This window comes from Streptomyces sp. NPDC094034 (genome assembly GCF_040303865.1).
Taxonomy (GTDB): domain Bacteria; phylum Actinomycetota; class Actinomycetes; order Streptomycetales; family Streptomycetaceae; genus Streptomyces.
Genome location: NZ_JBEOUD010000001.1, coordinates 78,731 through 94,672, shown reverse-complemented (window position 1 = coordinate 94,672; position 15,942 = coordinate 78,731). Strand labels below are relative to the sequence as shown.

The 15,942-nt window shown below is 71.0% G+C and carries 13 protein-coding genes; 5 read left to right on the top strand and 8 right to left on the bottom strand.

Annotation, left to right across the window (positions count from 1 at the left end; translation table 11 throughout):
• Positions 1-95 precede the first annotated feature (95 nt).
• The gene (locus tag ABTZ59_RS00440; RefSeq protein WP_351387150.1) at positions 96-2,522 is read left to right on the top strand and encodes a DUF8508 domain-containing protein; all 2,427 of its coding nucleotides are present in this window, start codon (positions 96-98) and stop codon (positions 2,520-2,522) included.
• A gap of 89 nt (positions 2,523-2,611) precedes the next feature.
• Here ABTZ59_RS00440 and ABTZ59_RS00435 read toward each other — a convergent pair whose 3' ends face one another.
• Both ABTZ59_RS00435 and ABTZ59_RS00430 read right to left on the bottom strand, forming a co-directional pair.
• Complete coding sequence (locus ABTZ59_RS00435) at positions 2,612-3,862, bottom strand: S8 family peptidase (RefSeq protein ID WP_351387143.1); 1,251 nt, start codon at positions 3,860-3,862, stop codon at positions 2,612-2,614.
• A gap of 144 nt (positions 3,863-4,006) precedes the next feature.
• Entirely contained in the window at positions 4,007-4,678 is a 672-nt protein-coding gene (locus ABTZ59_RS00430) for a TetR family transcriptional regulator (RefSeq protein ID WP_351387138.1), read from the bottom strand.
• 269 nt (positions 4,679-4,947) lie between these two features.
• Between ABTZ59_RS00430 and ABTZ59_RS00425 the strand changes: the two genes are divergently transcribed.
• The 4 genes from ABTZ59_RS00425 to ABTZ59_RS00410 all read left to right on the top strand — a co-directional run bounded on the left by ABTZ59_RS00425 (position 4,948) and on the right by ABTZ59_RS00410 (position 9,046).
• Complete coding sequence (locus tag ABTZ59_RS00425; protein WP_351388713.1) at positions 4,948-6,279, top strand: glycosyltransferase family 4 protein; 1,332 nt, start codon at positions 4,948-4,950, stop codon at positions 6,277-6,279.
• Entirely contained in the window at positions 6,273-7,016 is a 744-nt protein-coding gene (locus ABTZ59_RS00420) for a class I SAM-dependent methyltransferase (RefSeq protein WP_351387133.1), read from the top strand. The genes ABTZ59_RS00425 and ABTZ59_RS00420 overlap by 7 nt, the downstream gene beginning before the upstream one ends.
• 2 nt (positions 7,017-7,018) lie before the next feature.
• Positions 7,019-8,116, top strand: a complete 1,098-nt coding sequence (locus ABTZ59_RS00415; RefSeq protein WP_351387130.1) for a prenyltransferase — start codon at positions 7,019-7,021, stop codon at positions 8,114-8,116.
• Positions 8,117-8,254: 138 nt separating this feature from the next.
• Positions 8,255-9,046, top strand: coding sequence for a maleylpyruvate isomerase family mycothiol-dependent enzyme (locus ABTZ59_RS00410; RefSeq protein WP_351387125.1), 792 nt, complete (start codon positions 8,255-8,257; stop codon positions 9,044-9,046).
• 154 nt (positions 9,047-9,200) lie between these two features.
• Here ABTZ59_RS00410 and ABTZ59_RS00405 read toward each other — a convergent pair whose 3' ends face one another.
• The 6 genes from ABTZ59_RS00405 to ABTZ59_RS00380 all read right to left on the bottom strand — a co-directional run bounded on the left by ABTZ59_RS00405 (position 9,201) and on the right by ABTZ59_RS00380 (position 15,854).
• The gene (locus tag ABTZ59_RS00405) at positions 9,201-9,992 is read right to left on the bottom strand and encodes a DUF5336 domain-containing protein (protein ID WP_351387122.1); all 792 of its coding nucleotides are present in this window, start codon (positions 9,990-9,992) and stop codon (positions 9,201-9,203) included.
• A gap of 265 nt (positions 9,993-10,257) precedes the next feature.
• On the bottom strand, positions 10,258-11,196 hold the full coding sequence (locus ABTZ59_RS00400; protein ID WP_351387119.1) for an N-acetylmuramoyl-L-alanine amidase: 939 nt from the start codon (positions 11,194-11,196) through the stop codon (positions 10,258-10,260).
• Between the two features lie 79 nt (positions 11,197-11,275).
• Positions 11,276-11,920, bottom strand: a complete 645-nt coding sequence (locus ABTZ59_RS00395; RefSeq protein ID WP_351387116.1) for a class I SAM-dependent methyltransferase — start codon at positions 11,918-11,920, stop codon at positions 11,276-11,278.
• 84 nt (positions 11,921-12,004) lie between these two features.
• Positions 12,005-13,783: an MFS transporter gene (locus ABTZ59_RS00390; protein WP_503001644.1), complete on the bottom strand. Its 1,779-nt coding sequence runs from the start codon at positions 13,781-13,783 to the stop codon at positions 12,005-12,007.
• A gap of 358 nt (positions 13,784-14,141) precedes the next feature.
• Positions 14,142-14,327, bottom strand: a complete 186-nt coding sequence (locus tag ABTZ59_RS00385) for a hypothetical protein (protein ID WP_351387106.1) — start codon at positions 14,325-14,327, stop codon at positions 14,142-14,144.
• A gap of 147 nt (positions 14,328-14,474) precedes the next feature.
• Positions 14,475-15,854 carry a hypothetical protein gene (locus ABTZ59_RS00380; RefSeq protein ID WP_351387103.1) on the bottom strand — a complete coding sequence of 460 codons (1,380 nt, stop codon included), beginning with the start codon at positions 15,852-15,854 and terminating at the stop codon, positions 14,475-14,477.
• Positions 15,855-15,942 lie beyond the last annotated feature (88 nt).

Sequence of the window (15,942 nt, the reverse complement as noted above, 5' to 3'; positions counted from 1 at the left end):
TATCTTGAGCCGACTTCGAGGGTTCTCACACTTCGTGCGCTTCTCGTACGACTCACACGTATCCCACACGTCACATTCGCAAGGAAGAGTCCACCGTGTCCCCATCCATACCCCCGGCCCTGCGTGGCCGTCGTGCCAAGGCGATCGCCGTGGCGCTCCCCGTCGGTCTGGCCGGATCGCTCATCGTGCTTCCGTTCACCGCTCAGGCGACGCCGTCCCCGGACGCCGTCATCTCCGAGGTGTTCGGCGGCGGCGGGAACTCCGGTGCCACCCTCACCAACGACTTCATCGAGCTGGGCAACTCGGGCGACGGTCCCTTCGACCTCACCGGCTGGTCCGTCCAGTACCTGAGCGGCTCGCCCACCGCCAGCACCAAGTGGCAGGTCACCGAGATCAAGGGTGCCATCCCCGCGGGCGGCAACTACCTCGTCGAGGAGGCCAAGGGCGCCGGTGGCGACACCCCGCTGCCCACCGCCGACGCGACCGGCACCATCGCCATGTCGGCGACCAGCGGCACCGTCGCGCTCGTCCACTCCACCACCCCGCTGACCTGTCTGACCGCCGCCGACTGCGCGGCCGACACCAGCATCAAGGACCTGGTCGGCTTCGGCACCGCGACCGTCCGGGAGAACACCCCCGCCACCGGCACCGACAACACCCACTCGGTGGCCCGTAACGCGGCGCTCGTCGACACGGACAACAACTCCGCCGACTTCACCGGCGCGACGCCCTCCCCCCGCAACAGCGCGGGCGCGGGCGACGGTGGCGGCGAGCCGTCGCCCACCCCCTCGCCCACCAACACCACCCCGGGCGATCTGCGCATCCACGACATCCAGGGCACCACCCGGATCTCCCCGCAGAACGGCAAGACCGTCACCAACGTGCCCGGTGTGGTGACCGCCGTCCGGATCACCGGTTCGAAGGGGTACTGGATCCAGGACCCGAACCCGGACAAGAACCCCGCCACCAGCGAGGGCCTCTTCGTCTACACCGGTTCGGCCACCCCGCAGGTCAAGGTCGGCGACTCGGTCCTGGTCTCCGGCAAGATCACCGAGTACTACCCGGGCGGCCAGAGCAGCGGTTCGCAGTCCGTCACCGAGCTGACCGGCCCGACCGGCGTCGTGCTGTCCTCCGGTAACAAGCTGCCCGCGGCCGAGGTGATCGACGCCGGCACGCTGGCCGACGCCTACGCCCCGAAGGTCAAGGGACTCAACATCGAGCCCCTGGCGCTGAAGCCCGACAAGTTCGCGCTGGACTGGCTGGAGTCCCGCGAGGGCATGCTGGTGCAGGTCAAGGACACCCGCGTGGTGGGTGCCTCCAACTCGTACAACGAGACCTGGATCACCACCAAGCCCAAGCAGAACGTGACGCCCAACGGCGGCACGGTGTACACCGGCTACGACGACCAGAACTCCGGGCGTCTCCTGATCGGTTCGCTGACCGGCGACAAGCTCAAGGCCAACGTCGGCGACACCCTCACCGGCACCACCGCCGGTCCGCTGGACTACGCCAACTACGGCGGGTACAACATCCAGTCGACCACCCTGGGCACGGTCAAGTCGGGCGGTCTCACGCCGGACGTGGCGCAGAAGGCCAAGTCCAACGAGCTCTCCGTCGCCACGTACAACGTCGAGAACCTCGACCCGCAGGAGCCGCAGAGCAAGTACGACAAGCTCGCCCAGGGCATCGTCAAGCACCTGGCCTCCCCGGACATCGTGAGCCTGGAGGAGATCCAGGACAACAACGGCGCCACGGACGACGGTACGGTCGCGGCGGACCAGACGCTGGCCAAGTTCATCGACGCCATCAAGAACGCGGGCGGCCCGACGTACGACTGGCGCGCCATCGACCCGTCGAACGACCAGGACGGCGGCGAGCCGGGTGGCAACATCCGTAACGTCTTCCTCTTCAACCCGAAGCGCGTCAGCTTCGTGGACCGTCCGGGCGGCGACGCCACCACCGCGGTCAAGGTCGTCAACAACGGCAAGAAGGGGATCGCCCTCTCGGCTTCCCCGGGCCGGATCAACCCGACCTCGGACGCCTGGAAGAGCAGCCGCAAGCCGCTCGTCGGCGAGTTCACCTTCCAGGGCCAGCAGGTCTTCGTGATCGGCAACCACTTCAACTCCAAGGGCGGCGACCAGCCGATGCACGGCGTCTTCCAGCCGCCGGTGCTCGGCTCCGAGACGCAGCGCGTGTCCCAGGCGCAGGAGGTCAACAAGTTCGTCGGCAGCCTGCTTCTCAAGGACATCAAGGCGAAGGTCGTCGTCCTCGGTGACATGAACGACTACCAGTTCTCCAAGCCGCTCGCCACCCTCACCAAGGGCGGTATCCTCACCGACCTGATCAACACGCTGCCGAAGAACGAGCGTTACAGCTACGTCTACGACGGCAACTCGCAGACGCTCGACCACATCCTGGTCAGCCCGGGCATCAAGAAGCCCGGCTACGAGGTCATCCACATCAACTCCGAGTTCAGCGACCAGACGAGCGACCACGACCCGCAGGTCGTCCGCATCAAGTGAGCCGTTTCCCCGGCTGAACAGGACCGTGGCGTGTACGCATCTCGCGTACACGCCACGGTCGCTTTCCGATCGCTTTCAGGCCACCGCTCTCACAGACCGTCGGTGTAGAGGAGACGGTTCGGGGAGCCCCCGCCGATGGGGAACACGATGTCCTTCGTGGATTGCCCGGTGAGCCAGTCGGCCACCTCACCCGGGGCGGCGGACGGGTTCTTCTCCTTGTAGAGGGCCGCGACCCCGGCGACATGGGGGCTGGCCATGGAGGTTCCGTTCAGCGCGACGGAACCGCCGCCGAGCCTGGCGGAGACGATGGCGACGCCGGGGGCGTATGTCTCCAGACACCTGCCGTGGTTGCTGAACCGGGCCTCCTGGTCCTCACTGTTGGTCGCGCCGACGGTGTACGCGCCCGAGGCGCGAGCGGGGGAGATGCCGCAGGCGTCCACCGCGTCATTGCCCGCCGCGACGACCGGCAGCACCCCCTGGGCCGTGATGGCGTTGACCGCCGTGTCGACCGCGCTGGACGAGGGGCCGCCCAGCGAGGCGTTGAGTACCGCGGGCTGCCTGGCGTTCTTGGCCACCCAGTCGAAGCCGGCGATGACCCCGGCCCAGGTGCCGTTGCCCTTGCAGCCGAGCGTACGGACACTGACGAGGGACACGGCGCGGGCGACGCCGAAGGTGGCACCGCCGGTGGTGCCCGCCACATGGGTGCCGTGGCCGTTGCAGTCCTGGCCCATGCGCCCGTCACCGACGGAGTCGAAGCCGACGGTGGCCCGGCCGCCGAACTCGCTGTGGGCGGTCTCGATTCCGGAGTCGACGATGTACGCCGTGACGCCCTTGCCGGTGCCGTTCACCGTGAACTGGCCGTCGAGCGGCAGCCGGCGCTGGTCGATCCGGTCCAGTCCCCAGCTCTGCGCGGGTACCCGCTCACGCGCCGCGCCGACCTGTCCCGAGTCCGTCTGTTCCGAACCCGGCTGCTCGGCCCGCCACTGTCCGGGCCGGGTCGACGTCGGGCTGATGGTGACCCGACTGTTCTCCTCGATGGCCTGGACGGCCCGGAGCGCGCGCACCTGGGAGAGCTGGGTCGCGGAGAAGTCGGCGGTGAACCCGTTCAGCACCTTGTCGTAGCTGAACAGCGGGGTGATACCGAACTGCCGAAGGACGGCGGTCGCCGAGTACGCGGGCTTGAGGGTGACGATGTACTGCCCGGGAACCGCGTTGGAGGAACGCTCGACCGGGACGAGGTTCTCCCGGGGCTCGGCCATGGCGTCGGTGCCGCTGGTGCCGCTGATCAGGGGGGCGAGCAGCAGAACGGCGGCGGATGCCCAGCGCGCGCTGAGACGCATACATGCTCCTTGGATGACGGGGGTCGATCGCGGTCGGGGTGGACCCGCGAGGTGCGAACACCCGTCCTTCGTCCACAACACACACGCCGCTTGAGCGATGACCACCGGATGGAGCAAGAACATCCGGCCGGTACCGCCGGGCCGTCAGTCCTTGGGTCCTCGCGCGGTCGGTCGCCCGGGCCCCGGCAGGTCGGCCCCCGCGGAGCCTCGGACCGTCAGGTCGATCAGTCGGCAGACCGTCTCGATGTCCGACGTCACCTGCGCGATCGTGGCCCGGTCCGAGAGCCAGGTGATCAGGGCCGCGTGCCAGGTGTGCTCCACGACGCGTACGGCGGAGAGCTGCTCGGGCGTCGGGCCCTGCGGACCGATGGACGGGCCGATGGCGTCGAGGATGATCGCCGTCGTACGCCCGATGACCCCGTCCACCTCGTCGCGCACTCCACGGTCCGCGAAGGTCAGCGCCCGTACCATCGCGTCGGCGAGCTGCGGATCCCGCTGGAGCGCCCGGAAGGCACGCAGCAGCGTCTCGGCCACCCGCTCGGCCGGACTGTCGCTCGCCGGTGGCCGTTCGCGCAGTGTGCTGTGCAGATGCTCCAGCTGATCCCGCATCGTGGCGACCAGCAGATGGACCTTCGAGGGGAAGTACCGGTAGAGCGTCCCGAGGGCGACCCCGGCCTCCTCGGCGACCTCACGCATCTGTACGGCGTCGAAACCGCCCCGGCAGGCCAGCAGGGTCGTGGCGTCCAGGATCCGGCGGCGCCGGGCCTCCTGGCGGCGCGTCAGCGGGGGTGCCGCCGGGTTGACTTCCGCTGCCATCTGTCGCACTCCATTGAACGCATCCGAACGTCTCCGCATGTCTCCGCGTGTCTCCGAGCGACGCGCCGTCTTCGGACCGCACAGCATGGCAGACACCCGCCGTGGCATGAATCACCTGCTCCGGCGGGTGCCGCGACGCTACTTGCCGGTAGATTCGAAGGCGTGGACGAACAACTCTGAAACTTGTTCTAGATTGCGGACAGCGGTTACGCTCCGGCGAAAACGCGGAGAGCGCAGTGAGAAGGGGGCCGAGAGTGACCGCTGAGGCCATGGCGGCGGACACCGGAACGGGGCCCCTGCGGATCGCCCTTCTCAGCTACAAGGGAAACCCGTTCTGCGGCGGCCAGGGCGTCTACGTCCGGCACCTGTCCCGTGAACTCGCCCGTCTCGGGCACCGCGTCGAGGTCATCGGCGCCCAGCCCTACCCCGTACTCGACGAGGGCATACCACTGGCCGAGCTGCCCAGTCTGGATCTCTACCGGCAGCCCGATCCGTTCCGTACGCCCCGGCGCGACGAGTTCCGCGACTGGATCGACGGCCTCGAAGTCGCCACGATGTGGACCGGCGGCTTCCCGGAACCACTGACGTTCTCACTCCGGGCCCGGCGCCATCTGGCGGCCCGCGCCGGGCAGTTCGATGTCGTCCATGACAATCAGACACTCGGATACGGACTCCTCGGCGACCTCGGCGCCCCTCTGGTCACCACCATCCACCACCCCATCACCGTCGACCGGCGGCTGGAGCTGGACGCGGCCGAGAACTGGCGGCGACGTGCCTCCGTACGCCGCTGGTACGGCTTCACCCGGATGCAGAAGCGCGTCGCGCGACGGCTGCCCTCGGTGCTCACCGTCTCAGGCTCCTCCAAGCAGGAGATCACCGACCATCTCGGGGTACGGGCCGACCGTATCGAGGTCGTGCACATCGGCGCGGACACGGAGCTGTTCTCGCCGGATCCGGCCGTGCCCGAGATCCCGGGGCGGATCGTCACCACCTCCAGCGCGGACGTTCCCCTCAAGGGCCTCGTCCATCTCGTCGAGGCCCTCGCCAAGCTCCGCACCGAACACCCCGACGCCCACCTGGTCGTGGTCGGCAGACGGGCCGAGGACGGCCCCGTCGCGGGAGCCATCGAACGGTACGGGCTCGAAGGCGCCGTCGAGTTCGTCAAGGGCGTCTCCGACGCCGAGCTGGTCGATCTGGTGCGCGGCGCGCGGATCGCGTGCGTGCCGTCCCTGTACGAGGGGTTCTCGCTGCCCGCCGCCGAGGCGATGGCCACCGGAACCCCGCTCGTCGCCACCACCGGCGGCGCGATCCCCGAGGTCGCGGGGGTGGACGGGACGACCTGTCTGGCCGTACCACCCGGCGACGCGGGCGCGTTGGCCCTCGCCCTCGGCCGGCTGCTCGACGACCCGGAACTGCGCGCCAGGCTGGGCGCGGCGGGCCGTGAGCGGGTGCTGGAGCGCTTCACCTGGGCCAGGGCCGCGCAGGGCACGGCCGAGCTGTACCGTGCGGCGATCGCCCGCTCCCCGAAAGCCGGACCCCGGGCCGCCCGCCCCTCGAACGCTCGCCCCTCCCACCGCGAAAGCAGGACGACCCTGTGCTGACCGTGGACTTCACCCGCTTCCCGCTCGCCGCGGGGGACCGTGTGCTCGATCTGGGGTGCGGCGCGGGCCGGCACGCCTTCGAGTGCTACCGGCGCGGCGCCCAGGTCGTCGCCCTCGACCGGAACGGCGAGGAGATCCGCGAGGTCGCCAAGTGGTTCGCCGCGATGAAGGAGGCGGGGGAGGCCCCGCGGGGTGCCACCGCCACCGCGATGGAGGGCGACGCGCTCAATCTGCCGTTCCCCGACGCGTCGTTCGACGTCGTCATCGTCTCCGAGGTCATGGAGCACATCCCGGACGACAAGGGCGTCCTGGCGGAGATGGTGCGGGTACTGCGTCCCGGCGGACGGATCGCGGTGACCGTGCCCCGGTACGGTCCGGAGAAGGTGTGCTGGGCGCTCTCGGACGCCTACCACGAGGTCGAGGGCGGCCATATCCGTATCTACAAAGCCGGTGAACTGCTCGGCAGGATGCGGGAGGCAGGGCTCAAGCCGTACGGCACGCACCACGCGCACGCGCTGCACGCGCCGTACTGGTGGCTCAAGTGCGCCTTCGGCGTCGACAACGACAAGGCGCTGCCCGTCCGCGCGTACCACAAGCTGCTGGTCTGGGACATCATGAAGAAGCCCCTCGCGACCCGGCTGACCGAACAGCTGCTCAACCCCGTCGTGGGGAAGAGTTTCGTGGCCTACGCGACGAAGCCCCGGCTGTCGGCCGCGTCCGCGGCAGCCGCCAAGTGACCTTGGCCGGCCGTGGTCCCGACGCCACGGAACATCTCGTCCTGCCCGGGGTCCTCACCGCCGAGCAGGCCGCCGAGACGGTCGCGGGCATCCTGGCGGCGCAGCGTCCGGACGGTGCGATCCCGTGGTTCCGCGGACACCATCTCGACCCCTGGGACCACACCGAGGCGGCCATGGCGCTGGACGCGGCGGACGAACCCGAGGCCGCGGCCCGGGCGTACGAGTGGCTGGCCAGGAACCAGAACGAGGACGGGTCCTGGTACGCCGCGTACGCCGACAGCACGTCGTACGCCGACACGGCTGCCATGCGGCCGGGCGACCGGGGCCGCGAGACCAACTTCTGCGCCTATGTGGCGGTCGGTATCTGGCACCACTACCTGGCCACAGGCGATGACGCGTTCCTCGACCGGATGTGGCCCGTCGTCCACGCGGCGATCGAGTTCGTCCTCGCGCTCCAGCAGCCCGGCGGCCAGATCGGCTGGAAGCGCGAGGCGGACGGCACGCCCGTCAACGACGCCCTGCTGACCGGGTGTTCGTCCGTGCACCAGGCGCTGCGGTGCGCGCTCGCGATCGCCGAGGAGCGCGAAGAGCCACAGCCCGACTGGGAGTTGGCGACCGGCGCGCTGCGGCACGCGATACGCGACCACCCCGAGCGGTTCCTCGACAAGAGCGACTACTCGATGGACTGGTACTACCCCGTGCTCGGCGGCGCGGTGACGGGAGCGCGGGCCACGGCGCGGATAGCCGCGCACTGGGACCGCTTCGTCGTACCGGGCCTCGGCGTGCGCTGTGTGCTGCCCAACCCCTGGGTGACCGGCGGTGAGAGCTGTGAACTCGCCCTGGCGCTCTGGGTGATGGGGGAGTCGGACCGGGCACTGGAGGTCCTTCAGTCCATCCAGCATCTGCGCGCCGAGGACGGGATGTACTGGACCGGGTATGTGTTCGAGGGCCATCGGGCCTACTGGCCGGAGGAGCTCACCACCTGGACCGCGGGGTCGCTGCTGCTGGCGGTGGCCGCCCTGGGCGGGGACGAGGCGACCACCGCCGTGTTCGGCGGGGAACGGCTGCCGCTCGGCCTGGAGCCGGACTGCTGCCCATGATGTCCGCGACGACGACGATGACCGTCGCCACGGAGCCGCCTCCACCGCGATGTCGTGTGGCCATGCCAACGGTGTCACCGGTCCGGCATGGCGGAAACCCGTTGGCCGCCCGTGAGCCGGGTGCTTAGGGTGCGCCGTATGACGACCCTTCTCGGCTACGACCGGTACGGCCACGAGATCACCGCACAGACCGACCTGCTGAGGGCGGCGATCGCCGGCGCCGATCTCTCCGCGCCGGTGCCGAGCTGTCCGGAGTGGACGCTCGGACAGCTCGCGCGCCATGTGGGCGGCGCGCACCGCTGGGTCGAGGCGATCGTACGGACCCGGGCGGAGCAGGACATTCCCGAGGACGAGGTCCCGGAGGTCGAGGGCCCCGCAGGCGATGATCCCGCGGCGCTCGACGCGTGGCTCGCGGACGGGGCGGCGCGGCTGGCCGGCGCCCTGCGGGAGGCCGGGCCTGGCGCCGGTGTCTGGACCTGGGCATGGGAGCGGACCACGGATTTCTGGGCGCGCCGGATGGCCCACGAGACCGTGATCCACCGGGCGGACGCGGCGCTGGCCGCCGGGGTCCCGTTCGAGGTGGCCCCGGACATCGCGGCGGACACGGTCGACGAACTGCTCCAGATGGTGGGGTTCGCCGCGGCCTCCGGGGATCCCGAGGCCGCCGAGCTGCGCGGATCCGGACGCACCCTGCACTTCCATGCCACGGACACCGACGGGGGAGTGGACGCCGAGTGGCTGGTCGAGTTCGGGGAAGAGGGCTTCGGCTGGCGGCGCGGGCACGAGAAGGCGACGGTCGCGGTGCGCGGACCGCTGACCGATGTACTGCTGGTCCTCTATCGGCGGCTGCCCGCCGACAGTGACCGGGTGGAGGTGCTCGGCGACGCGAAGCTGCTGGACTTCTGGCTGGAGCGCACCTCGTTCGGCTGACCGCTGACCGCTGACCGCTGACCGATGGCCGCTGACCGATGGCCCGAGCCCGGCAGACCTGTGGCCCGAGCCCGGCCGACCTGTGGCCCGGCGAAACGGCGACGGCCCCCCGCCTTCCGGTGGGGGGCCGTCGCCGTGGCGCTGTGACGTCTGATCAGCCGCGCTGTATGCCGGACGTGTCCTGGAGGACTCCGCGGCGGCCGTCCTGCGTCTGGGCCACCAGAGCGGGACCGCGCTGCTCGACCGCGAGGTACCAGGTGCCGGGGGCCAGCTCGGCGATGGGGGACGGCGAGCCGTCCTCCCCGAACAGCGGGCGGGCCACCGGTACGGCGAACCAGAAGGGCGAGAAGTCACCGGCGGGAGCGGCGCCGCCCTGCGACGCGTTCGACTGGGCCGCGGCGGCGGGCTGGCCCGCCGGGGCGCCGTACGGCCCCGGCTGGCCCTGCGTACCGTACGGCTGCTGGCCGGCCGGGTAGCCGTACCCCTGGCCGGGGATGCCCGGCTGTCCGCCGTACGGCTGCGGGGACTGCGGCCTCGGGGCGCCGAGGAGGGCCGCCTTCAGGGCCGGGACCATCGGCGTGGCGACCGCGGCGCCCGCCATGACCAGTGCGGCGATGAAGCCGAGGATCAGACCGCCGCCCGCGCTGCCGTCACCGAGCACGTACCAGAGGCCCGTCCAGGCCGCGAAGACCGACAGGGCGACACCGAACTGACCGAGGTCGAGTCCCACGACCTTCCGCGGCTGGGGCAGCGCGCGGGCGGTGACGATCAGTGCCGCGGCGATGACTCCGGCCAGATGGAAGCTCATCACGACGCCCAGCAAGTCCCAGGCCTTCACGCCAGTGCTGAAGCTGGACTCGTAGAAATTGAGGAACGAGGCGATGAAGAGCAACACCGCTGCTCCGATCACCACGCCGTCGCCTCTAGTGAGGGAGCGGATGTTCACGTGAGAAAGTCCTTCGTCTGTCGGCTGAGTCGGGGCGGTCGTCGCGGCCGCCGGTGTGGCGGTACACGGTGCGAAGCTCGGGGGCGGCTCCCTATGGTACGGATGAATGTATCGTCTCCCCGTTCCGGCCGTCTGCCGGGTATCGGGGGCCGGTACACGCCCGTTACGCGGGTCCGTGGGCGGAGTTCACCCCTCCCGTCTCCCGTTCATCCCACCTCTTCGCCCCTCCCGCTCACCCCTCCTGTTCTCACTTCTCACGCTCTTCTCACTTTTCCAGGAATCCGCGGATCCCGTCCGCCAGCCCCTGCGCCGCCTTCTGCCGCCATTCCGCGTCGGTGAGCAGTTCGGCATCCGACGAATCGCGCATATTGCCGCATTCGATGAAGACCTTGGGCACGGTCGACAGATTCAGCCCGCCGAGGTCCCCGCGTACGTCGAGACCGGTGCCCTCGCCCAGATAGTTGGCGGGGGCGCTGCCGGTCTCCCGGACGAAATCGCCCACGATGTGTTCGCCGAGATCGCGCGAGGGGCCGACGATGGCCGTGGTGTCCGCGCCGCCGCCCTTGACCAGGGCGGGGAGGATGACATGGAATCCGCGATTGCCGGGAGCCGACCCGTCCGCGTGGACGGAGATCGCGGCGTCGGCCTTCGCCTCGTTCCCGATACGGGCGCGTTCATCGACGCACGGGCCGAAGGGGCGTTCGTCGTCGTGGGTGAACGTGACCGTCGCACCCTCTTCCCTGAGCAGATCGCGCAGGCGGTGGGAGACATCGAGGGTGAACTCGGCCTCGGGGTAACCGGCCTCGGTGGAGGTACCGGTGGTGTCACATTCCTTGCTGGTCGCTCCGATGTCCACCGGCTTGTTGATCTCGGTTGTGTGGTCGCGATTGCGTGGATTGTGACCGGGATCGATGACCACCACCTTGCCGGCGAGCGGTCCGGCCGGAACGGTGCCACCGGGAACATCGTCGTCCGGTGCGTCACCGGTGCGGGGCCGGGCGGTGGCGGCGGGGGGCGTGGTGGCCGCGGCGGCGGAGGCGGCGACACCGGCGGCGGACGCCGGCGTCGGACCCTCCGGGCCGCTCATCCCCTGCCAGACGAGCCATCCGGCCGCGGCGGTCGACACCAGTGCGGCGACCGCGACGGTGAGTTTGCTTCGGCCGGAACGGCCGCGGGCGGGCTGCTGACTCTCGTCGTACGACACCGTCGCGATGGTAGACCGTCGGGCGATCGGGGCGCGGCGCGAGACACGGGACTTCGCCGACACGCGCCGGGCGTGGCGGTCAGCCGCCCGCCGCCGTACGGCGCAGGACGCGCAGCGAGTCGGTCACCGACACCTCGGTGAAGGCGCCGGAGGCCAGGGCGCGGAGGTAGACGCGGTACGGGGCCTGGCCGCCGGCCGCCGGGTCGGGGAACACGTCGTGGATGACGAGCAGCCCGCCCTCGGCGAGATGCGGGACCCAGCCCTCGTAGTCACCGTTGGCGTGCTCGTCGGTATGGCCGCCGTCGATGAAGACGAGGCCGAGCGGGCGGCCCCAGATCTCCGCGACCCGTGGTGAACGGCCCACGACCGCGATCACCGAGTCCTCCAGACCCGCCGCCAGGAGCGTGCGGCGGAAGGCCGGGAGCGTGTCCATCAGCCCGCTGCCCGGATCGACCAGGGACGGGTCGTGGTACTCCCAGCCGGCCTGCTGCTCCTCGCTGCCGCGATGGTGGTCCACGGTGACGGCGACCGTACCGGCCGCGCGGGCGGCGGCGGCCAGCAGGAGGGTGGAGCGCCCGCAGTACGTCCCGATCTCCAGGAGCGGGAGCCCGAGCGCGCCCGCCTCGGTGGCCGCCGCGTACAGGGCGAGCCCCTCATGGACGGGCATGAACCCCTTGGCGGCCTCGAAGGCGGCGAGGATCTTCGGCGCGGGTGCCGGGGGCATCGGCTCTCCTCGTGCTGGTACGGGGCGGGGCCGCCCATGCTGCCGTACACCCCCGGCCCGGCGGCCGCCGGGGGTGAGGGCGGGTCAGGAGGCGACGGTGGTACGGCGCTCCCGCGCGCCCTGCGCGAGGACCAGATCCACATCGACCGGCACGCCGCCGCCGGGGTACTCCACGGGGAGCGCGGTCGGCGTGTGGCCCGTGGCCGTCCCGGCCAGTACGTACGCCCCGCCGGACGGCGGCAGCAGCGCGTAGTGGCCGTCCTCGTCGGCGGTGGTGCGGCCCGCCTGTCGGCCCCGGGGGTCGATCAGCGTGACGTTCGCCCGCGCGATCGGCGTACCGTCCGGGTCCACGACCCGCCCGCGGAACCCGCCGGACCCGGCGACCAGCGTCGGCCGCGGGCTCTCCTCGGCCTCGCCCGCCGGCGACTTCCGCCCCGGCGCGGAGCGCTGCGACGGCAGGAACGCGGCCAGCACCAGGCCGCCGATCACCGCGCCCGTGGCGATGAGGAACGAGATACGGAATCCGTCCATGCTGGGGACCGCCACACCGCCCGTCCGGATCGAGGTGTGCGCCAGCACCATGCCGATCACCGCGCTCGACACCGAGGTACCGATGGAGCGCATCAGGGTGTTCAGACCGTTGGCCGCGCCGGTCTCCGACGGATCGACGGCGCCGATGATCAGGGCGGGGAGCGAGGAGTACGCGAGTCCGATACCGGCCCCCACGACGACCGAGATGACGATGGTCTGCCAGGCCGCGTTCATCAGGCCGAGGCCCGCGCCGTACCCGATCCCGATGATCAGCAGGCCGAGCATCAGGGAGACCTTGGGGCCGCGCCGGGCGGAGATCCGGGCGTAGACGGGCGCGGTGAACATCATCGTCAGACCGAGCGGCGCCACACACAGACCCGCCACCACCATCGACTGACCCAGGCCATAACCGGTCGCGGCGGGCAACTGGAGCAGCTGGGGGAGGACGAGCGAGATCGCGTAGAAGGCGACACCGACCATGATCGAGGCGAGGTTGGTGAGCAGTACCTCACGCCGGGCGGTGGTGCGCAGATCGACCAGCGGGGCGGCGGAGCGCAACTCCATCACCCCCCACAGCAGCAGGATGGCCACCGCCAGGCCGAACAGCCCGAGCGTGGTCGGTGAACCCCAGCCCCAGTCGCTGCCCTTGGTGATCGGCAGCAGGAGCGCGACGAGTCCGGCGGACAGCCCGATCGCGCCGAGCCAGTCGAAGGTGCCATGGGCCCGTACCGAGGACTCCGGTACGTACCGGACGGTCAGCAGTATCGACACCACGCCGAGCCCGGCCGCGCCGAAGAACAGCGCGTGCCAGTCGGCGTTCTGGGCGACCAGGGCCGCGGCGGGCAGCGCGAGCCCGCCGCCGACCCCGATGGACGAGCTCATCAGCGCCATCGCCGAGCCGAGCCTCTCGCGCGGCAGCTCGTCGCGCATGATGCCGATGCCGAGGGGTATCGCGCCCATCGCGAAGCCCTGGAGCGCTCTGCCGACGATCATGATGACCAGGTCGTCGGTGAATCCGCAGATCAGCGAGCCGACCACCATGACGGCGAGGCTGGCGAGCAGCATCCGCCGCTTGCCGAAGAGATCACCGAGCCGCCCCATGATCGGGGTGGAGACGGCGCCGGCGAGCAGGGTCGCGGTCATCACCCACGTGGCGTCGGAGGGCGACGTGCGGAGCAGGACGGGCAGGTCCTTGATGACGGGAACGAGCAGGGTCTGCATCACCGCGACGGTGATGCCCGCGAAGGCGAGGACGGGAACGATCCCGCCGGCCTCGCGCGTCGACGGATCCGGGAGCTCCCCGGCGTGCTGATCGGTCGTCGTCTGTGGCATACGTGCGTCCTCCGGGCAGGAAGTAAGGGCAGCTGAGGGTGCGCGAGGGCAGGTGGATGCAGTGTGCAACCTTTCAGTCGGCCGCGATATTCCGGCGAACGCGACGCGAACGGCATCGGAAGAGGACGCCGGTACTCTTCGCCACTCCTCTGACGCTCCGTCAGGAATGAGGCGTACGCCCCCCGGCTCCGCCGAGGCCCATCGCGCTCGTACGCTCTTCGAGCACATAACGGCCTCGCCGCTTCGCCGTCTCATGGCGAGAGGCCGCCACGGACGTCGAGAGGCCGCCACGGACGTGCCGTGGCGGCCTCTCCTCATGTGTGCGGACGTGTTCGGACCCTACGAGGCGTCCGATTCGTCAGGCGGCGTAGCCGCTCTCCTCCGGGCGGCGGTGACGGCCGTGGGCGGGGGACACCGAGTCCTCCGTCGATGCCGCACCTCCCCGGTGCTTTCCGTGCGTTCCGATACCGCCGTTGTCGTCCCGGTCGGTGGCCGCCGCTCCCCGCGGGCGATCCTGGGTCGTGTCGGTTCGGGCTTCAGACATGTGGGAAGTCACCCCGTCGTGATCGCATCTTGTGGTGGCGCGAAGGCTCCGGCCGCCCCGTACCGCCACGCGGCGTGACGGTCACGCGTCCGCATCACGGTCACCGACACATCGGTCGGTACGGCCGCGAAGCCCCCGGCCGGAAGTCTATCCAGGTGCCACACGGCCGGTGAGGGGAGCCTGCTGGAGCGGCACCGGCCTGCACATCACAGGAGTACGGGGGCCGTTGGACGGTTCCTCGTCCGGCGATTCCGCTTGTGCCGGTTCTGTGATCGGTTCGGGTTCGGCTTCAGGGCCGGGGGACGGGCTCGCGGCCGGGTCCCGGTCCGGGGCCCGAGAGCCGCCAGGGACGTGGAGCGGCACATCGGCGGGGGCGTCGAGGAGCGCCACTCCGCAAGGCACCGCCCTCGTGGCGTACGGCAGTCGCAGCACGGCGTCCCTGGTCCACACGCCGGATCCGGCCAGCCACCCCTCGGGAGCCCGGCGTTGATGCAGCCGCCGGCCCGCCGGTCGCCATACCCCGAGCCAGCTGCCCGCCGCGCCGTCGATGCGCAGCGCCACCGCGCAGCTCTCCGGCATCAGCATCTGCCCCGGCTGTACGGCGAACGGTGTCACCGCGCAGTCCGGCAACCGCAGGCACTCGGGGAACCGCACCGGCCGGGGACTTCCCAGGACGCCCCACCCCAGCCGGTCGTGTCCCGGCGCGTCCGAGCGGATCAGCAGCAGTCCGCTGTCGGCGTCCGCCAGCAGCAGCCGGTCGTTGCTCTCCTCGGTGATCTGGAGCAGCGGTGTCACCTCGCCGCCCCGCCCCAGATCGACGGCGACGGCCTTCACCACGCCGTCGGCCTCCCGGTCGAGGGCCAGTATCCGGCCCGTACGGTCCAGCCAGACACCGCCCGAGCAGCGGCCGGGCACCTCGGCGACCGGCTCGGGGCCGAACGCGCCACCCGTCACCAGCCAGACCGTGGTGGTGCGCGGGCCGGCCGACAGGGCGTACGCGCGGCCGCCGTCCGGCGACGGCGGCAGCAGCGTCAGCTCGGTGAGCTCGTCCGTACGGCTCACCGCGCCCACGGGCAGCTGGCCGGTGCCGGGGCCGGTGGGGTAGAGCAGCGAGAAGTCGTGCCGGTCCGCGACCAGCCGACGGATGAGAACCCTGCCGTCGGCCAGCGGCAGCACGTCGGTGTCGGGCTCCTCGGGCTGGTCGAGGGGGAGAGGCACGGCGTAGGGCTCGGGTCCGTCGAGCGTCCACCGCTCCGGGAACCACGCGTCGCCCCGAGCGGCCGGTCCGCCCTGGCCGGGCGCGCCGAGCGTCAGCCGAGCCGCGTAGGCGCCGTCCGCCGTGATCGCGAACCCCGGGTGCCGTACCGCCCGGCGCGGGCCGCCCGGACCGCCCCCTCCGTTCGGACGGTCCGGGCGGCCTGGGCCGCCTGGTCCGCCCGGGCCGTTCGGCCCCGTTCCGTCCGCCCCGTCCGCTCCGTCCGTTCCGCTCTCGTTCCCCGTAGCCGTCTCGATAGCACAGGCCGTCATCGGTCTGTCACCTCCGGCGACGAAGCTAGTTTTCGTACTTCCAGCCGAACAACACGAGACCCGGCACTTCACACATAAGGGTGGCCAT